General features: G+C 46.6%; 18 protein-coding genes and 1 riboswitch. Of the genes, 14 read left to right on the forward strand and 4 right to left on the reverse strand.

Translation table 11 applies throughout. The features are described 5' to 3' along the window. Positions 1 to 500 precede the first annotated feature (500 nt). A riboswitch (cobalamin riboswitch) is annotated at positions 501 to 711 on the forward strand. 54 nt (positions 712 to 765) lie between these two features. From A3GG_RS0100790 to yihA, 12 genes are all read left to right on the forward strand, one after another. Further along, on the forward strand, positions 766 to 1,713 hold the full coding sequence (locus A3GG_RS0100790) for a sirohydrochlorin cobaltochelatase (RefSeq protein ID WP_033408055.1): 948 nt from the start codon (positions 766 to 768) through the stop codon (positions 1,711 to 1,713). After that, positions 1,706 to 4,069: a TonB-dependent receptor gene (locus tag A3GG_RS0100795; protein ID WP_156808626.1), complete on the forward strand. Its 2,364-nt coding sequence runs from the start codon at positions 1,706 to 1,708 to the stop codon at positions 4,067 to 4,069. Before A3GG_RS0100790 ends, A3GG_RS0100795 begins: the two co-directional genes overlap by 8 nt. A gap of 15 nt (positions 4,070 to 4,084) precedes the next feature. Continuing rightward, on the forward strand, positions 4,085 to 5,356 hold the full coding sequence (locus A3GG_RS0100800) for a hypothetical protein (RefSeq protein WP_033408058.1): 1,272 nt from the start codon (positions 4,085 to 4,087) through the stop codon (positions 5,354 to 5,356). A 212-nt stretch (positions 5,357 to 5,568) separates the two neighbouring features. Next, entirely contained in the window at positions 5,569 to 6,594 is a 1,026-nt protein-coding gene (locus A3GG_RS12705) for a DUF4837 family protein (protein ID WP_018357443.1), read from the forward strand. A 71-nt stretch (positions 6,595 to 6,665) separates the two neighbouring features. Next, a complete protein-coding gene (gene pdxA / locus A3GG_RS0100810; protein WP_018357444.1) occupies positions 6,666 to 7,769 on the forward strand; it encodes a 4-hydroxythreonine-4-phosphate dehydrogenase PdxA in 1,104 nt (367 codons plus the stop codon). Between the two features lie 23 nt (positions 7,770 to 7,792). Beyond that, positions 7,793 to 8,278 (forward strand): FAD synthase family protein, encoded by a 486-nt coding sequence (locus A3GG_RS0100815; protein ID WP_018357445.1) that lies wholly within the window; start codon positions 7,793 to 7,795, stop codon positions 8,276 to 8,278. A 5-nt stretch (positions 8,279 to 8,283) separates the two neighbouring features. Further along, a complete protein-coding gene (locus A3GG_RS0100820) occupies positions 8,284 to 9,021 on the forward strand; it encodes an SDR family NAD(P)-dependent oxidoreductase (protein ID WP_018357446.1) in 738 nt (245 codons plus the stop codon). Positions 9,022 to 9,031: 10 nt separating this feature from the next. Continuing rightward, positions 9,032 to 9,937 carry a CDP-alcohol phosphatidyltransferase family protein gene (locus A3GG_RS0100825; RefSeq protein WP_018357447.1) on the forward strand — a complete coding sequence of 302 codons (906 nt, stop codon included), beginning with the start codon at positions 9,032 to 9,034 and terminating at the stop codon, positions 9,935 to 9,937. Next, complete coding sequence (locus A3GG_RS0100830) at positions 9,930 to 10,835, forward strand: lysophospholipid acyltransferase family protein (protein WP_018357448.1); 906 nt, start codon at positions 9,930 to 9,932, stop codon at positions 10,833 to 10,835. The genes A3GG_RS0100825 and A3GG_RS0100830 overlap by 8 nt, the downstream gene beginning before the upstream one ends. A 5-nt stretch (positions 10,836 to 10,840) precedes the next feature. After that, on the forward strand, positions 10,841 to 13,024 hold the full coding sequence (locus tag A3GG_RS0100835; RefSeq protein WP_018357449.1) for a cation:proton antiporter: 2,184 nt from the start codon (positions 10,841 to 10,843) through the stop codon (positions 13,022 to 13,024). Positions 13,025 to 13,031: 7 nt separating this feature from the next. Further along, positions 13,032 to 14,000: a diacylglycerol/lipid kinase family protein gene (locus A3GG_RS11515; RefSeq protein ID WP_018357450.1), complete on the forward strand. Its 969-nt coding sequence runs from the start codon at positions 13,032 to 13,034 to the stop codon at positions 13,998 to 14,000. 6 nt (positions 14,001 to 14,006) lie between these two features. Next, on the forward strand, positions 14,007 to 14,597 hold the full coding sequence (gene yihA / locus A3GG_RS0100845; protein WP_018357451.1) for a ribosome biogenesis GTP-binding protein YihA/YsxC: 591 nt from the start codon (positions 14,007 to 14,009) through the stop codon (positions 14,595 to 14,597). A gap of 142 nt (positions 14,598 to 14,739) precedes the next feature. Here the strand turns inward: yihA and A3GG_RS0100850 are convergent, their stop codons facing one another. From A3GG_RS0100850 to A3GG_RS0100865, 4 genes are all read right to left on the reverse strand, one after another. Beyond that, on the reverse strand, positions 14,740 to 15,900 hold the full coding sequence (locus A3GG_RS0100850) for a cytochrome d ubiquinol oxidase subunit II (protein WP_018357452.1): 1,161 nt from the start codon (positions 15,898 to 15,900) through the stop codon (positions 14,740 to 14,742). Between the two features lie 13 nt (positions 15,901 to 15,913). After that, the gene (locus A3GG_RS0100855) at positions 15,914 to 17,500 is read right to left on the reverse strand and encodes a cytochrome ubiquinol oxidase subunit I (RefSeq protein WP_018357453.1); all 1,587 of its coding nucleotides are present in this window, start codon (positions 17,498 to 17,500) and stop codon (positions 15,914 to 15,916) included. A 40-nt stretch (positions 17,501 to 17,540) separates the two neighbouring features. Further along, positions 17,541 to 17,834 (reverse strand): DUF4492 domain-containing protein, encoded by a 294-nt coding sequence (locus tag A3GG_RS0100860; protein WP_018357454.1) that lies wholly within the window; start codon positions 17,832 to 17,834, stop codon positions 17,541 to 17,543. A 209-nt stretch (positions 17,835 to 18,043) separates the two neighbouring features. Continuing rightward, on the reverse strand, positions 18,044 to 18,661 hold the full coding sequence (locus A3GG_RS0100865; RefSeq protein ID WP_018357455.1) for a porin family protein: 618 nt from the start codon (positions 18,659 to 18,661) through the stop codon (positions 18,044 to 18,046). Positions 18,662 to 19,276: 615 nt separating this feature from the next. On the opposite strand from A3GG_RS0100865, the gene A3GG_RS0100870 reads away from it, so the two are divergent. Together A3GG_RS0100870 and rseP are read left to right on the forward strand one after the other, a co-directional pair. Further along, a complete protein-coding gene (locus tag A3GG_RS0100870; protein ID WP_018357456.1) occupies positions 19,277 to 20,434 on the forward strand; it encodes a 1-deoxy-D-xylulose-5-phosphate reductoisomerase in 1,158 nt (385 codons plus the stop codon). A 15-nt stretch (positions 20,435 to 20,449) separates the two neighbouring features. Then, positions 20,450 to 21,769: an RIP metalloprotease RseP gene (gene rseP / locus A3GG_RS0100875; protein WP_018357457.1), complete on the forward strand. Its 1,320-nt coding sequence runs from the start codon at positions 20,450 to 20,452 to the stop codon at positions 21,767 to 21,769. The last annotated feature ends 2 nt before the right edge of the window (positions 21,770 to 21,771 follow it).

The raw sequence follows: 21,771 nt of genomic DNA on the forward strand, positions 1-21,771 counted from the left end.
CCCGACATGCCTATTTTCTCCCAATATGAGATGAAAAATTGAGCTCCCCCTATCGCAGTCTTGCGATTTGTGCTAATAAATTGTACCTTTGCCATAACAAGTCCTCTATAATTTTTTGCAACTTTTTTTTGCAACGTAAAGATACAAAAAATTAGGGACATAAGCCCTGTATTCTCCTTGAATACAGGGCTTTAATTATCAATAGCGCCACCTACTAATAATCAGGGGCTAAAGCACACTTTGCGGAATCTAGGTAGGAATAAATTTTGGTGATTGCGCGAGCTATTTTTGATGAGATACGTCTTCGTTATGAGTCGTATGTGTATCCACTCTTACGATTGTGTGTTCTGTCTGTATTAAGTGGTTGACAATTATGGTAGTTAATAGGATTGTTCGATTGGATAATAGTTGGTGTCCACAATCGAATTAGGGTGTTAACACATCGTTCATTCACTAAATCATATTGAGAAAAATTCAGAATCATCAAAAAAAACTATTACATTTGCACTCGTGGAGATGGTGATGCACAGAAGCATTCGCTTTGTTTATATGGTGCATAAGAGGGAATCCAGTGGAACTCTGGAGCAGTGCCCGCTACTGTAAGCTATTATTATGCCTTCGGATAATCTATTCAACCACTGTCTTGAATAAAGATGGGAAGGTCGTCCGAGGTAAGCAAGCCAGGAGACCTGCCATGTCCAATGAGTATTATTGCACTTCGGGGAGCAGAGTGCTGGTATTATTTTGAGGATTTTTTTTCAACCCATGAGAAGTTTTCTACTGACGGCAGTTTGTGTCGTTGTGGCTATGCTATGTAATCAAGATCTCTATGCTCAGAACAAAGTCTTTGAGCGTGACCCCCTATTTGAAAACCTCGAACAAGGAGACAAGGGTGCCATACTGATGGTGCACTTTGGTACGACACACGATGATACTAGGGCGCTTACCCTAGATGCCATCAATGCAGCTGTGAAACTACAGCACTCCAACCTTGAGGTCCGTGAGGCTTATACCTCTAGGATTATTATTAAAAGACTTGCCGACCACAAGGGTATTATTAAGCTGAATCCTTCTCAGGCGCTCAATAAACTACATGAGGATGGTTATACCCATGTACTTATCATCTCTACTTCGCTGACTAATGGCGTAGAGATGGTATCGGTAAGGCAAGAGGCAGAACAGGTAGAAGGTCTCTTCAAAAGGCTAAGGGTAGCAACCCCGCTGCTCTATCATGAGTCGGACTACTCCGAGATGCTAAAGGTAATGACAGAGGGTGCGCAACCAGATGTGGCTACGATATGGGTAGGTCATGGTACTTATGATGTCGCTACAGCACAGTATGCGATGCTCGATCACATGCTTCAAATTGGAGGATATACTAATATTATGATAGGATGTGTAGAGGGGTATCCTCATTTCGAACAAGCATTACAGAGGCTTAAGGCTTCAGGGCTCAAAAAAGTACTGCTCAGACCTCTTATGATTGTAGCCGGAGAGCATGCAAAGGAGGATATTGCTGGAGAGTGGCAGGAGCTATTAACGAAGGAGGGTTACGAAGTGGAAGCAACTATTCAGGGCTTAGGAGAATTGCCACAGATACTGAAGGTTATTAATGATAAGATTGACTTCTACTCCAATCATCGACGAGTGTTGATTGGAGAGAAGAAGAAGGTCTATGAGGTTACAGGCGAAAAACTCCATGCCGATGAGTAATAGACTGGCATTATCGTTAGCCCTTAGTCTCATCTACTCTATTGGAGCTTTGGCACAGTCTTTTGTGCTAAGCGGTAGGGTGGTAGATGATAAAAGACACCAACCACTCCCTTATGCTATTGTCTCTATCGAGGGCAGAGGGAAAGTGTGTGCAACGGATGCCAAGGGCGCATTCAGTATGCAGTTAACCCCAGGCAGATATACGCTTGAGATTGCTCTACTTGGCTATAAGACAGAGGTTCAGAAGGTGCAGTTGGATAAGGATACCAATATTACGTTTAGCCTCAAGGAAGATTATAAGCTCCTCGGCGAGGTGCTCGTGGTAGGCCCAGACCACACTCAGCAGATGCAGGAGGGGGTGTATGCAGCTAAGAGTTTGAGTATCCGCCCATATGTGGCGTCCAATAGTAGTCTTAATCAGCTCATGTCGTACACGAGTGGTGTGCGTATCAGGGAAGATGGCGGTATTGGCTCGAGCTTCGATCTCTCGCTAGGTGGGTTAGGGGGTAATGCGATACGGTACTTTATTGATGGTGTACCTCTTACGTCTCTAGGGAGCGGGGCGAATATTGCCAATCTGCCTATTAATATTGTGGATAGAGTAGAGGTGTACAAGGGGGTTGTCCCTCCAGAACTGGGGCTTGATGCGCTAGGTGGTGCTGTGAATATTGTTACCCGTAAGGAAAGCAAAAACTTCTTGGATGTCTCTGTCAATGGAGGTTCGTTTCATACCTATGGTGCCGATATCAATGGCTCGTATAGGCACAACGATAATGGCTTTACTGTCCGAGGAGACGCTAGCTATACAAGCTCCCGTAATGATTATATGATGAAAGGTGTGGAGGTCTGGAATGCTGATAAAAATGAGTTTCAGAAAGGAGACTATCGTCGCTTCCACGATGGCTATCGCTCTATAAATGGAGAACTACAGGTAGGATTTACGCAGACAAAATGGGCGGATGAAGCTCTCGTAGGAGTCTACTATGCTAAGAGCCGTAGTGAGATACAGACTGGTTTTAGCCAACAAAGGGTGATTGGTGCCGCCGAGAGGCATAGGGATGCTCTTCGTCTCTCCCTAAACTATAGTAAGAAGGACTGGTTGGTAAAAGGGCTTACCGCTAAGCTCTTTGCCTCTCATACTTGGGAGCATGTCTTGTATGCTGATACTACGTTTAGGCAGTACCGTTGGGATGGCTCGTACGAAGAGGTGTATAGAAACGAAGTGATGGGGCGGGGCAATAAGATACTCAGGCATACTAAGCGCCCCACTACTATCCTAAGAGCTAATTTGGCATATCATCTGACGCCAATTAGTTCACTCAACTTTAATTATACGCTAACGGCCAATCAAAATAAGCGAAGCGATGACTACGATAAGACCTTTGTGCCGACCAATGACTTCCTCGCACGCCATATTTTGGGGCTTTCGTACAGTCGATACTTTTGGGGTGATAGGATCAATTCTACTTTGTTCCTAAAGGACTACATATTCCGAGCCAGGATGGAACAAAAGGATATGTCTTGGATTACTGGGGCAAAGGATGTGGAACCTAATCTCACGCGTAACCAAATAGGTTTTGGTCTGGGCACTAGGGTGACCTTCGCAAAGGAGGTGGCTCTAAAGGCTTCCTATGAGCGTGCTACAAGGCTTCCTACTGCGCGCGAATTTCTGGGCAATGGCGCAAGTATTTACCCTAATTTCAAGCTAAAGCCAGAGCAGGCACACAACCTGAATGTCGCACTCTATGGCAATATTCAGATAAGTGAGGCGCACCAAATGAGTTATGAGGCAGCGTTATTTATGCGCGATGTGACCAATTACATACGACGTAAGATTACGAGTGATGATATAAGTACTTATGAGAATGTCGGCGCTGCTCGGGTGCTGGGAGGTGAGGTAGATGTGCAGTACCGGTATAAGCACCTCTTGGACTTCGGTGTCAATGCAACGTATACGGATGAACGTAATAGGAGTGAGAGGCTTTCGGATGGTCGACTCGATATTACCTATAACAACCGTATCCCTAATAAGCCATTCTTCTATGCCAATGCGAGTATGGGTGTTTCTTTGGAGCATCCTTTTGGAGTACAGCGTAGCCAGTTGAGGTTGAATGCCTCATTTGGATATGTGCATTGGTTCTATCTTACTTGGGCCGCCTTTGGGGCTAAGGAGTCTAAAGCACTGATACCCACTCAGACGACGACTAACGTAGGTGCGACTTGGGCATTTAATAACCGTAGGCAAACTATTTCTGTCAATTGTAATAACCTCTTTGATGAGATTAATTACGACAACTACAAACTGCAAAAGCCTGGTCGTTCGATATTTGTTAAGCTCACAACATTTATAAACTAATTGAGTATACATTTTATGAAGTGTAAGTTTTTAATTTCTTTCGTGGCAATATTGATGGTTGCCATGACTACTAGCTGTGGCAAAAAGGAAGCACCAGATGACTTCGAGGATGCTCTCCCAGCTAAGTACGACTTGTGGCTAGCTATAGGGGAGGGTACTTCTTCAACCCCAAAACAAGACCCTCACGTAGTGAAAAAGATGCCAACCCTCCTAGAGGGGGAGTATGACATTCGTAATAAAGGAGCTGAGACTGCAGAATCGAAGATTACGCCTTTTGTAATCTATCATAAAGGTTACTATTATAGCCTGAATAGGGATTATAACTTTGGGAAGTACAAGATCTCTCACAGGAATGTTGCGATTGTTAAGCAGTTCCCACTTAATGAACTGAGCGATAGACGATTTGCACATGCGTGGCTGGATGATAAGACATTGATCATGGTGGGCGCGCCTGAGGATAAGCTATCTGTGAACTGGGTGAAGGTGGATGCCGAAAAGATGGAGGTCATAGCGAAAGGTACTTTGAAATTCCCTGAAGAGCTTGGCGAAAAGGATATGTACTCCTCATGTGGTTTGATGGCACTCAGAAGGGCAGACAATGTGCTATTGTACAACTATAGGCTTGAGGATAGGAACAAGGATAAGTCGGAAAAGAAGCCAGATAGCCATGGATATTTCTTTACCGCTACTATTGACCTCGCAACAATGGCAGTTAAGCATGTAGAGAAGGAGACTAGGGCACACCGTCCTGGATTCGTCTCTTTTGGTTCTCTAAGGCAAGACCATGGTTTCTTTGATGCCAAGGGGGACTATTATATGCTTTGTAACACGACCAATAAGGGGGCAACTTCTTCAAGCCATCAGCATGGTCATATCTTGCGTATCAAGGCAGGGGAGTATAAGGCAGATCCTAACTTTAAGATTGATATCATGGAGCATAGTAAGATCATCACAATGCACCACATGAAGGGCAGCAAGTTAATTGTATATCTGGAGAATCCCGAATATACTAAAGCTCCTAAGGGGTGGAAAGAGCCTATCCGTTTCTTCTGGGCTGTAGTGGATTTGGAGACTAAAGAGCAGTACCGTATTGAAGGTATTCCATTTAGCCAAGGTGGTAACTATACCCAACTTATCGTGGTGGAGAAGGACTATGCTCTACTCGGTATCAGTGATAAAGAGCAGACTAAGTTCTACAAGTTCGAGTATGATAGCAAGAAAGTGACCGAGGCCGCTAAGCTAAAGCCAGGCTACTTCGCCGATCGTATTATAGTACTTGATGAGTAATTTGTAATAATAAGAGATATCGTTTGTTTGCTCTATTGTGCAAATATCGATTGATGATTTCATCCTGAGATAGTAGTTGTAGTCTACTATTTCAGGATGAATCGTATCTGGGAGAATGGTCTAGTGCCCTCGTGCGCTCTTCTACCTTTTTTTGGTACATTTGTGGGAGTGAAGGGGCGTTGCCCGTATTGTGTAATATTAATGGATGCGTGATGATGGATCATAAGGGGCATAGTTATTTTTATGTGGTGGCAGTATTGCTATTTGGTAGCCTATTTCTAAGCAGTTGTGGCAAGCAAAAGCAATCAACTAGTGGAGGACTATTTGGTGCAAGTGGTACACCAATGGAGATGGTGGCTGTGGTGCCATTGGAATATGATACCCCGGCACTGAGGGATAGCATCAAGGCAACTTTCGGCAGACCAATGCCTATATTACCACAGGCAGAGCCTATGGTGACTGTCATGACGACAACTGAGAAAAACTTTACTCAGATGTTCAAAACGATGCGTAATGTGCTCTATATCTCTATAGATCCTGAAATGTATACTCGACCTTCTGTGGGTCTTGCACATGATCAGTATGCGAGTGGGCAATTGATTATCCATGCGAAGGCAGGAAGCGTAGAGGACTTCTATAAATTGCTCAGGCAGAGGGGGGGATATCTTACAGACATAATCCATAGCGAAGAGATGAAGCGAATGAGTATGAGTTTTGAAACTACTTATTCAAGCGCCTTAGCGAAGTTGATACAGGATTCTATCGGAGGTTGGACTATCAACGCTACTAATCTTTTGAAGTTTACCAATACGGCTGATGACTTTGTGTGGGCTTCAGACCAAGGGCAGAAGGGTCGTACCGACTTGATGATTTATACTTATCCATTGGAGACTGTGGGGAGCCTCGAACCAAGCCATATTATTGCGATGCGTGATAGTGTATTGCAGCGGAATGTGAAGGGACAATATGAGGACTCCTATATGACGACGGAGAAGAGAATCCCTCCGAAGGTAAAGAAGTTTGAATACAATGGTACTCAGCGTGTAGAACTTCGTGGTCTTTGGGCTATGGTTGGCGATATGATGGGTGGTCCATTTGTACTGCACGCGGTGCCAGATGTAGCAAATGGACGTGTGGTTGTGGCAGAGATGTCTATATTTAACCCTGGGGGAAAGAAGAAAAGTCTGATGGTGTATGCTGAGTCTCAGCTGTACACCTTGCGTCCGGTAACGGAATAATTAGAGAATAGATGGAAGGCAGGGCAATAATAGATATTGATGATTGCCTTTTGTATTGGAAGTAATAAGGAATGAGTAAGATAAAAATTGGAATCACCCACGGTGATTTTAATGGTATAGGATATGAGGTGATCCTCAAGACACTTGTGGATGATCGCTGTGTCGAGCTTTTTACCCCAGTATTGTATTGCTCGAGCCAAGCGCTGAGCTATTACAAGAAAGGGCTGGGGATTAATGTTACGCTCCGTAACAATATCGTGAAGAGTGCTGCTGATGCGGTGGAGGGTGAGCTCAATATCGTGGAAGTGAATACCGATGGGGGAGAGGTGAACGTATCGCATGGTGCGCAGAGCGCTTTGGCAGGCAAGCTGGCAGAGCGTGCATTGGTGGCTGCTCGGGAGGACTTGTTGAGGGGCACTATCGATGCTGTGGTAACGGCTCCTATTAATAAGGAGGTAATGGGACAGCAGGGATTCCCTTTTGTGGGGCATACCGACTTCTTCGCAGAGCCATTTAGGGGGAGTGCTGAACCTATGATGCTCTTCGCTGCTGATGAGGTTAAAGTAGCATTGATGACAATACACATGCCTCTAAGAGAGGTGCCACAATATGTTACCAAAGAGAGGGTGTTGAGTGCCATTTCTGCCGTGGAGCATACTATGCAGCAGGACTTCGGAGTGGAGAAGCCAAGGATAGCGGTATTGGGGCTCAATCCTCATGCAGGAGAAAATGGACTATTAGGTCATGAGGAGGTAGATGTAATAGCACCAGCCGTAAGTGAGGCTTGGACATCGGGCTACCATGTCTTCGGTCCATTTGCAGCAGATGGGTTCTGGGGTAGCGGTAATTATAGACAGTTCGATGTAGTACTCTCTATGTATCACGATCAAGGTCTACTTCCGTTTAAGTTGCTCGCTATGGATGAGGGTGTCAATATTACATGTGGGCTTCCTATCATTCGTACTTCGCCAGATCATGGTACGGCTTTTGATATCTCTGGTAAAGGAATAGCAAAGGAAGTGTCGTTTAGAAACGCAATCTACCGAGCGATAGATATTCACAGAAATAGGGTGCGTTATCGAGAGACTACTGCCCATCCACTGCAGAAGCAGTATGTAGAGAGAGGAAAAGACAATGTGCGTCTGGATCTCTCCAAGAGTGATGATGAGTTATAATCGATTAATTTAATGCTAGTGTTATGTTTAATGATAAAGTTATAGTCTACACTTCTGGAACATTTGATATGTTTCATTACAACCATCTTCGAATGATTAATTACGCCAGAGCGTTGGCTGATATTCTAATTGTGGGGGTGAGTACAGATGAATTGGTGAAGAGTTATAAGGCAGCACCAATCATCCCATTTGAGCAGAGGATGCAGATTATTGAGGCATTGAAGACCCCAGACCTAGTGATACCTCAGCATACTTTGGATCATACGGAGACGGTAAAGAAACTGAATATCGATGCCTTTGTGGTAGGGGATGACTGGTATGGTAAGTACGACTATCTCAAGAAGATGGGCGTACAGGTATTTTACTTCCCATACGGTGTGGGTGTTACTAGTAGCAATATCAAGGAGGCTGCAGCGGAGTCATACAATGCGCATCTACACGAGCGTAGGCGGGAGAAGCCTAGCCCTGGTATGATGATTGATGACAACTGCGATAAGGAGAATAAGTAGTACGTATGGGACATAAGGTATTGGTGACTGGTGGTTCGAAGGGTATCGGACTAGCAGCTGTCGAGGCAATGGCTAAGCGCGGTGATGTAGAGGAGATCTTTCTTACCTACAATAGCGATGCTGAGCGAGCATTGGAGGTGCTGGAGCAGCTAGGGGCTACCTATGATGATGTGACGTTTCACCTATGTCAGCTGGATGTGACTGATGCACAAGAGGGCGAGGCGCTAGAAGATGCCCTTGAGCAGCTCGACTTCGTGCCCACCGTGGTGTGCTTCAATGCCAATGTGACCAATAGGTCTCCGCTAGAGGAGCTAGATATGGAGGAGTGGCGTCGTCTATTTCAAGCCAATGTTCACTTCCCTGTGGAGATGACCAAGAGGTTAGCCCTAAAGATGGTAGAGGGTGGGGTGTTCCTCTTCACTGGTTCGATGATGGCGATTCAACCCCATTCGGTGTCGCTTGGATATGGTGTGAGTAAGAGTGCAGTGCATGCACTGGTAACTAATCTCGTGAAGCACCTAGAGCCTTATGGGCATAGAGTGGTGGGAATTGCCCCTGGGTTTGTAGATACCGAATGGCAGAAGACCAAACCGGCAGAGATTCGTGCAAATATTGAGGCGAAGGTAGCGCTGCACCGCTTCGCCACACCAGCAGAGGTCGGCTCGCTATTTGCCTACGTACTGGATAACGCTTACTTCAATGGTGATATCCTCACATTGTCGGGCGGTTATTCATATAAGTAAGAGAGAACTCATGAATAAAGATAGACTAGAAAGGAGTGAAGCGTACTTAAGCTCGCTGAAGTCCTTGGAGACAGAGAATTATATAGACAGGGTGTTCTACCGTCCTGTCGGTTTTAGGATAGCATGGTCTTTGAGAAGGTCGGGCATTACGCCTAATACCATTACGGTAATTAGTATTGTGGTGGGGATGATGGGCGCTTGGCTGTTTTATTACGAGTCGATAGGGATGACCCTTCTGGGCATTGCTGGGCTTGTGGCAGCGAATATCCTTGATTGTGTAGACGGGCAATTGGCTCGCCTTACGGGCATCAAGTCTAAGATAGGGCGCATCCTAGATGGTATGGCTGGTGACTTATGGTTTATCACATTGTACATTGCCATTTCGCTACGTATGTATGATACGACAGGGGAGTGGCTGTTCTTTGTCGTGGCTGGGCTATCAATGTTGAGCCATTTGACACAAGCAGCACTTACTGATCTCTATAAGACGTTTCACCTTTGGGTGATTGGTGGTCGGAATGGCAAGGAGTTTGAGAGCTATGAAACGGTGAAAGCGAAGGTCGATGCGATGCCAGCAGGTTTCTCTAAGCTCCTGAGTCGCATCTACTCTTACTACACGCTAATGCAGGCTAAGCTCAGTCCAAGACTTCAGAGGCTGGCTAGTCGATTGGTGGTCAGTCCATTCACGGACGAGGAATCTCGAGGGTTTAGACAAGGGAGTATGCTGATACAGAAGCTCATCAACCTAATGACTTTCAATGGTCGCACACTTGCGCTCTTCGTCTCTGCTCTTGTGGGGCTTCCTTGGTTTTACTTTGTGTATGAGATATTGTTCCTGAATATTGTACTATTAGTCTCTCGTGCCCAGCACGAGACCTTGTGTAAGATTTATCTTGAGTGGCTAAATCATGAGTGAAAAGAGACAAGTAAATCCTGACAACTTCTTGGTAACAGTAGATGATTTAGGAGATATCCTTCACCCTCTATTTAAGAAGCCCTTTGGAAGACTACTGGGTGAAGGGCTCCTGAGCCTATTGAAGGTCAAGGATCTCAATAGGATTCACGATAGATATTGTCATCTTCATGGGACAGAAGTTACCAAAGCGATTTTGGCGGACGCTCGTATTGATGTTACTTACACACTCCATGGGGAAGAGAACTTGGAGCTAATGAAGGATATTGGTGGTTTCTTTACCATTTCAAATCATCCTTATGGTGGACTCGATGGCATCATACTGATAGATATCATTGGCAATATCCGTGATGATTTCAAAGTATTGGTCAATGGTTTTCTTAATCGAATCACTGCATTCAAGGACTATTGGATACCTGTTCAGCCGAGAGTAAATAAAAAGAATTACGTGCATGACCCATCTAAGAATATTACTGGAGTACGTATGGTAGCTCATCAGATACAGGAGCATCACCCCGTGGGGATGTTTCCTGCTGGTGGTGTGCCTCATATTGATGATGTCTTGGGACGTCCAGTAGAACAGCTTTGGCAGATGAACAACGTGAAGATAATGAAGTCGGCGGGCGTGCCAATGTTCCCTATAATGTTTGAAGGGAACAATTCTCGTGGCTACTATTGGTTTGCTAAGAAATATGGTTACTTCCCAGCTTCTATCTTGCTGCCTCGTGAGATCACGAACAAGAGGGGGACTAATATAGATGTATATGTAGGCGCTCCCATATCGGTAGAGGAGATGAGCGCTACCAATGACCTTAGGAGTGCGCGCGAACTAGTGATGCGAAGGTCTCTAGAGTTACTCCCTTCCTATAAAGACATAATTGATAAAATCAAATTCAGGTAATTATAATGAGTAAGTGGCGCAATAACCGAGACTTGATATACTATGGTCTTATGCTCATAGTGGGTGTCGTTGCGGTTATCCTCCTTACCCTAGTTCCCGACCCGAGTGCGGTGCCTACAGGAGGAAATGGTACGCTCGGAGAAGCGTTTGGGATCTTTCTAGACTTGTTCAAGGGGCATATAATTTCTCCGTTTGGGTTGCTATTACTCCAAGTAATAGTCATCCTTATCTTTGCGAGAATAGTAGCTTGGCTCTTCACTAAGCTAGGTCAACCCTCCGTTATCGGAGAGATATTAGCGGGAATTGTCCTTGGTCCTTCTGTGATGGGCTGGCTATGGCCAGAGGGATTTCAGTTCCTTTTCCCTAGTGCGAGCCTGCACAATATCTCCCTACTGAGTCAGTTCGGTCTTATCTTCTTTATGTTTGTCATAGGGATGGAGCTTGATCTCGACGAGATACGGAAGCAGCTTCGCAAGAGTTTCGTCATCGCACATTCGGGCATCGTGGCACCTTTTATACTAGGAGTGATGGCGTCCATTATCTTATATGATACGTATGGAGGGGAGAAAAGTTCGCTCCTCACCTTCGCTCTCTTCGTAGGCATATCACTTAGCGTTACCGCTTTTCCCGTACTCGCTAGGATTATTCAGGAACAAGGCAAGATGAAAGACCCCATTGGCGTCCTCTCAATGGCGAGTGCTGCCAATGGCGACATTACTGCTTGGTGCTTGCTTGCGGTGATAATGGCTATCGCTCAGGCGGGGTCACCACTTAGCGCTCTCTTCACAGTGCTCTTCGCTGCGGTGTATATGCTGTTGATGTTCCTCATCGTACGCCCTGCATTTGCCGTGATAGGTAGCGCCTACAATACCAAAGAAGTTGCGGGCAAAGGTATCGTGGCACTTGCATTTGTTGTCCTACTCATCTCCTCTTATGTCACCGAGATACTTGGGTTGCATGCCCTCTTCGGAGCGTTTATAGCTGGAGTGGTGATGCCTACCAATCTGAACTTCCGTCACATGCTCACCGAGAAGGTTGAGGATGTCTCCCTTGCCGTCTTCCTTCCCTTGTTCTTCGTCTCTAGTGGTCTCTCCACACAGATAGGGCTACTCAATACACCTGCTCATTGGTGGGTGACCTTGGCCATCACCCTTGTGGCAATACTTGGCAAGGTAGGTGGCACATACGGTGCGTGTCGTGTAGTGGGAGAAACGAGGCGAGACAGCCTATACATGGGCGTCTTGATGAACACACGAGGACTAATGGAGCTTGTTATCCTATCCATGGGCTTGCAATTGGAAATCCTTTCTCCTGTGATGTACGCGATACTTGTTATTATGACCTTGGTTACCACCTTTATGACCACGCCTATTCTCCACCTAGTGAATAAGCTTTGGCCGGCAAAGATAGTGAAAGCGGTGAAGGATGGCTTCCACATTCTCTTCTCCTTTGGACGTAGTCGTACGGGCATTACCATGATGAGAATCGTGGAGAGCTTCTTCCCCAAGCTCCAACAGAAGATAAACCTCGTGGGGCTTCACCTTACCATTGGTAGCGATACCAGTTGGGGAGACGCAGAGCATTATCGTGCTCAGAGCTTCGCACCCATTCAGTCGCACGCCGACAACCAAGGGTACGACGTCGAAGAGTATTATGAGGTGACCGATAACCCCATTCAGTCTATTGTGAAAGCAACGAAGGTTACGCAGACCGACCTACTCCTCGTAGGTGCTAGTCTGGAGCTCTCCACTAATCCAGAGGATAAGGATATACGGGCAAAGCGCGAACGGTTTGTCAATCGTTTTGGTCGGACTTTGGCGTCGGCAACAGAGCTATTCAACGTCCACAACCTTTTCAAAGACAAGACTAACGACTTCGTTAGTATCACCAACTGCGCTGTAGGCGTGGTAATAGACAGAGGGTTGACCGAGCCAGCACGGAGCATTTCGGTGCTATCCGATAAGCATAAGAGCGGCTTCACACTGCTCTCTGGGCAGCTCCTTGCCGACTCCCATGCCGAAATACACCATTATTTCTATCCCGATATGGCGAAGGGAGATTACAGTTTTGCCGACCATGACCTCCTGATTATGCCTTACCCACTGTGGATAACCCTCAAGAGCAAACACCCCGATATTGTAGATAAAGTGCCTACCACCTTACTCCTACAGACTCATTATTCCCACTAATAGTCCCATGAAGTATCTACTTATTGCCAATCCGGTATCTGGACCGAAGAGCGATAGCATGCCATTGCTGGGCAAAGTTGTCGCCAAGATTGCCGCCGAAGGTCATGTGGTGACCTTACATGTGACCGAAAGAGAGGGTCACGGCTACGAGATTGCACAGTCTGCTCTGCACTCCGATTACGATGTAATAGTGGCAGTAGGGGGAGATGGTACAGTGAATGAAGTTGCCCATGCACTAGTGCATTCGGATAAAATCATGGGCATTATCCCCAATGGCAGCGGCAATGGGCTAGCCAGAGAGCTTATGATTCCGATGGATGCCATGAAGGCTGTGGATACGCTCCTCAGGCATGAAGTGGCTACGATAGATACGTGTAGAGCCAATGATGAGCCCTTTTTCGTCACCTGTGGCATAGGTTTCGATGGCAAGGTATCCAAGAAATTCGCCAAGAGTGATATCCGAGGTGTCGCCACCTATGTGCGTGAAGTGATCTCGGAGTACTTCAGTTACAAGCCACGCCAGTACCATCTATTTGTCGACGACTACGAAGTCACTGCTAAGGCACTAGTGATTGCGGTCGCCAATGCCTCGCAGTACGGCAATAACGCATTCATTGCACCCAAAGCAAGCATGGAGGATGGCGAGCTCGACGTGACCATTCTCAAGGACTTCCCCACAGGCGAAGCAGCAAAAATAGTCCTCCAGCTCTTCTCCAAGGAGCTAGCTAAGAGTGATTACACCTCCTTCTTCCGCGGGAAAAAGATAGAGATAAAGGTGGATAGCCCCGTCAATTACCACATCGATGGTGAGCCCAAAAGCAAGAACGATCACTTGGTGATAGAGGTCATCCCCGCATCGCTGAGGGTGCTCCATGGAGGGGAGAAAGACAGAACCAAGACGGTCTTTGACTTCTTCAAGGACGCTACCAATAGTTTTCAAGAAGTAACAGAGGATATGACCGACCTATTTAAGTAAAGAAATATGGATATTACAAAAGCAACATTCGCAACCAGCAGCTCCAAAACAGAAGAGTGCCCCACCGATGGGCGCATGGAACTCGCTTTTATCGGCAGGTCTAATGTCGGGAAATCGTCTCTGATTAATATGCTCACCAACGCCAAAGGCTTGGCAAAGACTTCGTCTACCCCGGGTAAAACCCAGCTGATTAATCACTTTTTGGTCAATGATAGCTTCTACATTGTCGACCTCCCAGGCTATGGTTATGCCAAGGTTCCAAAGGGGATGAGAAGTAGTTTCAAGAGCATGATCTATGGTTATATTCTGAGTCGTGAGCAGTTGGTGAACCTCTTCATCCTCGTAGACGTCCGCCATGATCCCATGAAGATAGATATAGACTTTATCAATGAGATGGGCGAAGCAGGTGTTCCTTTTTCCATTGTCTTTACCAAGGCAGACAAGCTCTCGAAGTCGGCACTCAAACTGCACGTAGAGGCGTACCAAAACGTACTTCGCGAGAGCTGGGAAGAGTTGCCACCTATCTTTGTTACCTCATCGGAAAAGGGCACAGGAAGAGAGGAACTAGTAGCCTATATCGAGCAGATTTTGAAGTGAGCCAGCACGCGCTCCTAGAGGAGGGATTGCGTAGCTAGAAAAAAGGGTCGACCCTTTCAGTGAAAAAGGTCGACCCTTTCTGCGAAAAAGGTCGACCTTTTCTAGAGAAAGGGTCGACCTTTTTATCGAATACCCAAAAGGGTTAGTAGTGATTACCCTTCTTTAGCTCCTCCTTATCCAGTTTGTGGAAGTCTAGTTTGCGCCATGCATAGAAGATATAAGCTAGCACAAATGGAATCACTAGCGAAGCATACGCCATTACCTCAAGGGTGTATGTGCTGGAGCTACTATTGCGGATGGTGAGTGAACTCTGGAGGTCGGCAAAGGATGGGTAGTAGGCGGTATTGTGCCACCCTGCAAGTAGGAATAGGATAGTGACTACCACTACTACGCCTACGCCCTCATACCAAATGCCCTTCACGAAACCATCCTTCACGATGGTCATGCCGATACCATAGAGGACAGCCACCACACCGAGCAATAGGAGCACCAAGAGTACCGGTTGCTCTATAAGGTTGTGGAGGTACTTGTACTGCTCCATCGATACCGACCCAGTGGCTGGGTCTACTGCAAAGCCATTGGCAGTGAGTAGATAACCTAGGAACGCGAGGAAGAATACAAGGAAGATAAGAGCATTGGGCACTAGTCTCTTCCGAGCCGCCACGCGTACCTCGGGCTCGCGGATGTTATTGATAAAGTAGAGCAAGCCAGTGGTGCGCGCCAAGAAAAGTACCGCTAGCCCAAGCACAAGGTTCCAAGGATTGAGCACAGCCTCTAGCCCGTGGAGCATCATCCCATCGAAAGGCATCCAGGTAGATACCGATAGATTGCCACCGAGGTTGGCGATGTTGCTTCTGTCGATGACGAAGTTGGCTCCTGTGAAGAACGTACCTACAGCGGCACCAAGCAGAAGAGGGCCGAATACACCATTTATAAATAGCGCCCATTGGTAGCTCTTCTTGCCCCAAACGTTGCCCTTTTTGTTCTGGAACTCAAAGGATACAGCTTGTATTACGAAGCAGAAAAGAATCAGCATCCACACCCAATAGGCTCCGTAGAAGCTGGTGGAGTAGAATAATGGGAAAGCCGCAAAGAACGCACCACCAAAGGTTACCAGCGTGGTGAACGTAAATTCCCACTTGCGACCAGTAGAGTTGACCAGCATTCTCTGCTGGAGAGCGTCCTTAGAGAGGGAGAATATAAAGGACTGACCACCCTGCACGAATAGCAGGAATACAAGCAAACCACCGAGGAGGGATATCACAAACCACCAGTAGTCTTGTAGCATAATAAATTTATCCATAGCGCTTTCTCAATTATTGCTCTACATTCGTTATGTTCTCTGCCTCTGTATTAGGCCCTTTCTTGATAGCATTTAGCATGATACTCAGCTCTGCAATGAGCATTACCGAGAAGAGCACAAGGAAGAGTATAAAGGTTGTCTTCACAGCACCGGCGGCGATATTGGATACAGCAGCCTGCACTGGTAGCGCATTCTGTATGGTCCATGGCTGACGTCCAACCTCGGCTACCACCCAACCACATTGGCTTGCGATGTATACGAGCGGTACACTCAGGATGAGTACCCATGAGTACCAGCGCATATTGGCAAACTTCTCACGGTCTTTCTTAATGAAGAATATAGGCAATAGGCAGATGAGGATGAAGAGCATCCCCAAGCCTACCATTGTCCTGAAGCTGTAGTAGAGCATGGGTACATTAGGGATTAGCTCCTCTACGCTCGACATATACCCGTATCCGAAGTGCTCCATATTGGCATCGAGGATGCCCCTTTGGATCTCAGCTTCAGCCTCATTGCCAATCTCCTTGGCTGCTCGGTAGTCGGCAAGTGCTTGGATTGCCATCTTGCCTCTCTCTATTCGCTCACTCGCAGGTAGAACTACTGTGCCATCGTATGCCGTGTAACCCTCTAGGATGTCCTTGATACCTGGGACAAATGCACTAGGGTCGTTGTATGAAAGGATTGAGAGACCATAAGGTAGCTCTATATTGAGCCCTGCGAGGTAGTCTGGTTTGTCGCTCGCCCAGTCGGTCTTCTTCTTATCGGGGTTTACGATACCAAAGGCACTGAGCGGAGCTTCTGCGCGCCCTACGTACATGTTCTCCATCGCAGCCAGCTTCATAGGCTGGTGACTAGCTACCTGTCCGGCAGAGAGATGCCCTGTGAAGGCGGTGATGACGCTCGAGATAAGCCCCAACCAAGCTGCAAGGCGGATGCTCTCAATGGCAAACCTTTGGTTCTTCTTCCTTAGTAGATAGTAGGCACTGATACCCATCACCACAATCGAACCAAGAATCCAACTACTGATAACGGAGTGGAAAAACTTAACCACCGCTACAGGAGAAAGGGCTACATCCACAAAGCTCACCATCTCGTGGCGAACCGTATCGGGATTGAAGACCATACCCTGTGGGTACTGCATCCAAGCGTTGGCTACCAAAATCCACCATGCCGACATTGTGGCTCCAAAGATAGTGAGCCAAGTAGCGGTGAGGTGGAACTTCTTGGAGACCTTGCCCCAGCCAAAGAACATAATAGCAAAGAAGGTGGCTTCCATAAAGAAAGCAAACATGCCCTCAATCGCTAGCGGCGCTCCGAAGATATCTCCTACGAAGTAACTGTAGTTAGACCAGTTGGTACCGAACTGAAATTCTAGTATCAAACCAGTAGCAATACCGGCAGCGAAGTTGATGCCGAAGACCTTTTGCCAAAACTTGGCAGCCTCTTTCCAGAAGTCGTCACCCGTGCGGTAGTACTTCGTTTCGGCAAGCGCCATCACGATACCCATTCCCAATGTGAGGGGAACAAATAGCCAGTGGTACATCGCCGTCATCGCAAACTGCATGCGCGACCAATCGATAAGTGTACTCGTTAGTAACATAGATGATTACGTGATTATTAAGTTGTGTTATTATTGTCTCTTACTTTTGTCGCTGTTCTGGAGCAAAAACCTCATGCCCATCAGTCGCCGCACTCCTCTGCTTCAGTTCGTTCACAATATAGTCGCGCTTCCCTTCCTCTGTATCAGATTTTTGTTTCAGGAAGTTTGGGAAAAAGAAAAGCTTCAGTACCCCAAATAGAATCAATAGCTTGATGATATTGAGTATCCATAGTGGTTTGCCCCATGTCATAGACTTCAAGCCCTCTTTCCAGAGCCGAATCACTTGTGGGAAAAAGCCTCCCCATTCACGTCCCTTGCGCTTCTGCTCTTCCATGCTCCTTTTATTATAATTATTCGGTAATGCTTCTATTCGGGTGCTAAATTAGAAAGACTTCGGCATATCACCAAATATTTAACACACTAAGTTGCGTAAATTTCACATTTACACACCCTATTTGCGATTAATGCAGAAAAGAGGTGCGCCCTAACTATTTTGCTTTGCAAAATGTGGACACACCTCTCTCGTTGCTTAATTACCCGCTCTTAGAAGAGTAGGCGGGCGGTAACAGAGAATCCTTTCTCTCGTGTGGAAAGGAAGTCATTAATCACTTTCCCAGCATTCTCGAACTTATAACTATCAGTCATTGCGGCATTGAAGGTAGCAGAGAGCTGTAGATACCTCAGTACCTCCACACCGATACCAGCATTGAGGTTCACTCCGAATCTCTGAGCTTTCACATCTTTGATAGCATCAATATTCAGCGCCTCCACATTGGTGTTGAGTGCGAAGTTGAAGCTCGGACCGGCAATCACGAAGAAGCGAGCAGCTGGGATGCTGAATACATAACCCTTTACATTGACAGGCACCTCGATAAGGTTGCTCCTAAACTTAAGTATCTCCTTGCTAGCCTGCTCCATAGAAGAGCCCTTCTGACTATAAAGAAGCCCTGCTTCTATAGCTACAGGGAAGATAGGAAGCTCATACTCTACCATTGGTCCAATGTGAAAGGCGGTAAAAAGGTCACTCTTGTAGTCTGCGGCCTTAGTGCTAAACTTACTGAAGTTGGCACCGCCCATTATACCCCAACGGAAACCACCTTGGGCATTGGCACTTATTGTGCTAGCGAGTGCGATGATAGCCACCGCAACCATAGTAATCATTCTTTTCATAAATAATAAACCTCTTTATTTGTTCAACAAAATAAACCGTTTGCCACAAAGATACTATTTTTCGTAAGCCGAGCCACCTTCGCATCAGGGAAAACGCATTAGTAATGACAATTAAGGGGCATATCAGAAGTGATTTGTTATGGTTTAGGTGAGTTAATTAGACCTGTATGAAGTCATCTTTAGCTCTGTTCTCCTTCTGAAAAAGTCAACCACTTAGTGCGCATAGTCAAGTAAATTAGGAAATAGTAGTCAACAGACCAATGAAACCTCAGGCACGTAAGGTCAACTAGATAGTTAAATTGCCCCGAAAAAGGTCAATTAATTCAGGAAAAGACAGAGATAGTAGGGGAGAAAAACCTTTCACCGCTACCCGTTGACCGCTCTCAGTATACCGCATGACCATTTAATATATACTAATTGATCAGTTTAATATATACTAATTGGGTGAATTAATATATATCAAATGGAGTGATTAGTATATATTAAATGGTCGTGTGCTCTATAGAGATGGCTTGGGGTGGATAGGTGAAAGGCTTATGGAATAGATATCATGCGGTTGGCGAATAAAATGGTAAATTTGCGCCTACTATATACAGATACGGAGAGATGAGAAAAGTAACAATATTGGGCTCTACTGGTTCGATTGGTACCCAGGCACTGCAAGTGGTAGAGCGTCACCCAGAAGAACTCGGGGTGTATGCCCTAGTGGCGAATAATAGTATAGATCTGCTCGTTGAACAGGCTCGGAAGTTCCACCCCGAGGTGGTCGCTATAGGTAATGATAAGTTGGTTAAAGAGCTGAAGCGCGCCCTGAAGGGTGAACCCATAGAGGTGGTGGCGGGAAGGCAGGCTATCATAGAGCTTTCTGCCTCGGTAGAGGCTGATGTAGTGCTGACTGCCATGGTCGGCTTTGCGGGTTTGGAACCCACAATTAGTGCGATAGAGTCGGGACGTATCATTGCTCTAGCAAATAAGGAGACGCTAGTGGTGGCTGGAGACCTTATCAAGCGCTTGTGCAAAGCGCATGGATCTATGATTTTGCCCGTAGATTCGGAGCACTCAGCTATATTTCAGTGTCTAGTGGGGGAGCAGATGAAAGAGGTGGAGAAGATTTATCTAACGGCATCTGGTGGTCCTTTTGTGGATATGGCGATAGAGCAGCTTTCGCAGGTGCGGGCTGAGGATGCCCTAAAGCATCCCAATTGGTCTATGGGCCCAAAGGTGACGATAGACTCTGCCACGCTGATGAATAAGGGTTTGGAGATGATTGAGGCACACCACCTATTCAATGTAGCCCCAGAGGCTATCGAGGTTGTGGTACACCGCCAGAGTATTGTACACTCTATGGTGGGCTATCGTGATGGTAGCATCAAAGCACAGTTGTCTTATCCCGATATGCGGCATCCAATAGCTTACGCCCTGCTTTATCCTCATAGGCTGGAGGGGCACAAGCCTTTACTAAAAGTGGAGGATATGGCTAAACTGACTTTCGAAGCTCCAAGGCGAGATGCTTTCCCATGTCTCGACCTCGCCTATGAAGCGCTTCATAGAGGCGGCACTAGCCCTTGTACGATGAACGCTGCCAATGAGGTGGCAGTGCAGAGGTTCTTACAGGGGCAGATTGGCTTTACAGATATTCCTAAGGTTGTGCGCTATACGATGGATAAGGCTCCTGAGCGCAACGTGTCTAACCTTGCGGTATTACAGGATGCCGATGAGGTGGCTAGAGGCATAGCGCAGGCGTGGTACAGTGGAATCAAATAACTAAGAAATAAATCAATGGGTATACTGATAAAGGTCATACAACTACTCTTATCCCTCTCTATTCTCGTCTTTATTCACGAGCTGGGACACTTCTTTTTTGCTCGGCTGTTCGGGATTAGGGTAAATAAGTTTTTCCTTTTCTTCGACCTAGGAGGGAAGGCTCTTTGGCGCCATAAGCCTAAGGGGAGCGATACGGAATATGGTGTAGGTTGGTTGCCACTCGGAGGGTATTGTCAGATAGATGGTATGGTGGATGAGTCGCTCGCAGTGGAGGGGCTAGAGAGCGAACCAGAGCCCCATCAGTTTAGGAGCCGTCCTATATGGCAGCGCTTCTTAGTGATGATTGGCGGTGTCCTATTCAATGTTCTACTCGCAACCCTTATCTATGGTGGTATTGCTTATTACTGGGGTAGTGAGAAGTTGCCGCTAAAGAATGTAGGCGACAATCTTGTGTACTCATCTGTAGGACATGAGATGGGTTTGGAGGATGGTGATCTCCCTGTAGCCGTTGACGGCAATGAGCTCAAGTACTTTGAGGGTACACTGCTTCAGGAAATCGCCAATGGAGAGCAGCTTACCGTGCTTCGTGATGGGGCTCAGGTAGATATCGAAATCCCCGTAGACTTTATGCGCGCTGTGCTGGCTAGTGGAGAGACCTTCTTCAGGATGGATATGCCGGCATTGGTAGATTCTATAGTGATAGGCGGTGCAGGAGCATCTTCAGGTATTGAGAAAGGGGATAAGATTGTGGCGGTCAATGGTACACCGATGGATAAGTTCTCCCAGATTATGACTAAACTACAGGAGCTTAGGGGCGATAGTCTTACGCTTTCGCTCCTCCGTGGGGGAGAGGTGATTGCTATACGTACCTATTCCGACTCTGAGCAAGGTATAGGTATTGCTTTTGCCACACCCAATAAGATATTCATAACGGAGCGCCAGGAGTATGGTCTGCTGGCATCTATCCCCGCAGGTGTTCGCGAAGCCTATAGGCAGGTTGTGAGTTATGCCGACCAATTGAAGTATGTGGCGACGCCCGAAGGAGCTCAGAGTCTTGGTGGGCTTGGTACAATGGGTAGTCTATTCCCTTCTACCTTCGACTGGAGAGCCTTCTGGGGCATGACGGCATTTTTGTCGGTCATCTTGGCGGTGATGAATATACTACCTATCCCCGGATTGGATGGCGGTCATATCATGTTCCTTATCTATGAGGCTGTAGCGGGTCGCCCACCTTCACTTAAGTGGCAGACACGTTTTCAGATTATTGGTATGATATTGCTGCTGCTACTTGTGCTCTACGCTAATGTCAATGACGTGATAAGGTTCTTATTCTAGAA

The organism is Porphyromonas levii DSM 23370 (assembly GCF_000379925.1).
GTDB lineage: Bacteria > Bacteroidota > Bacteroidia > Bacteroidales > Porphyromonadaceae > Porphyromonas_A > Porphyromonas_A levii.

Coding starts and splice junctions, on each gene's coding strand:
- A3GG_RS0100790 (WP_033408055.1), top strand. CDS start 766: ATGAGAAGTTTTCTACTGACGGCAGTTTGTGTCGTTGTGGCTATGCTA.
- A3GG_RS0100795 (WP_156808626.1), top strand. CDS start 1,706: ATGAGTAATAGACTGGCATTATCGTTAGCCCTTAGTCTCATCTACTCT.
- A3GG_RS0100800 (WP_033408058.1), top strand. CDS start 4,085: ATGAAGTGTAAGTTTTTAATTTCTTTCGTGGCAATATTGATGGTTGCC.
- A3GG_RS12705 (WP_018357443.1), top strand. CDS start 5,569: ATGATGGATCATAAGGGGCATAGTTATTTTTATGTGGTGGCAGTATTG.
- pdxA (WP_018357444.1), top strand. CDS start 6,666: ATGAGTAAGATAAAAATTGGAATCACCCACGGTGATTTTAATGGTATA.
- A3GG_RS0100815 (WP_018357445.1), top strand. CDS start 7,793: ATGTTTAATGATAAAGTTATAGTCTACACTTCTGGAACATTTGATATG.
- A3GG_RS0100820 (WP_018357446.1), top strand. CDS start 8,284: ATGGGACATAAGGTATTGGTGACTGGTGGTTCGAAGGGTATCGGACTA.
- A3GG_RS0100825 (WP_018357447.1), top strand. CDS start 9,032: ATGAATAAAGATAGACTAGAAAGGAGTGAAGCGTACTTAAGCTCGCTG.
- A3GG_RS0100830 (WP_018357448.1), top strand. CDS start 9,930: ATGAGTGAAAAGAGACAAGTAAATCCTGACAACTTCTTGGTAACAGTA.
- A3GG_RS0100835 (WP_018357449.1), top strand. CDS start 10,841: ATGAGTAAGTGGCGCAATAACCGAGACTTGATATACTATGGTCTTATG.
- A3GG_RS11515 (WP_018357450.1), top strand. CDS start 13,032: ATGAAGTATCTACTTATTGCCAATCCGGTATCTGGACCGAAGAGCGAT.
- yihA (WP_018357451.1), top strand. CDS start 14,007: ATGGATATTACAAAAGCAACATTCGCAACCAGCAGCTCCAAAACAGAA.
- A3GG_RS0100850 (WP_018357452.1), bottom strand. CDS start 15,900: ATGGATAAATTTATTATGCTACAAGACTACTGGTGGTTTGTGATATCC.
- A3GG_RS0100855 (WP_018357453.1), bottom strand. CDS start 17,500: ATGTTACTAACGAGTACACTTATCGATTGGTCGCGCATGCAGTTTGCG.
- A3GG_RS0100860 (WP_018357454.1), bottom strand. CDS start 17,834: ATGGAAGAGCAGAAGCGCAAGGGACGTGAATGGGGAGGCTTTTTCCCA.
- A3GG_RS0100865 (WP_018357455.1), bottom strand. CDS start 18,661: ATGATTACTATGGTTGCGGTGGCTATCATCGCACTCGCTAGCACAATA.
- A3GG_RS0100870 (WP_018357456.1), top strand. CDS start 19,277: ATGAGAAAAGTAACAATATTGGGCTCTACTGGTTCGATTGGTACCCAG.
- rseP (WP_018357457.1), top strand. CDS start 20,450: ATGGGTATACTGATAAAGGTCATACAACTACTCTTATCCCTCTCTATT.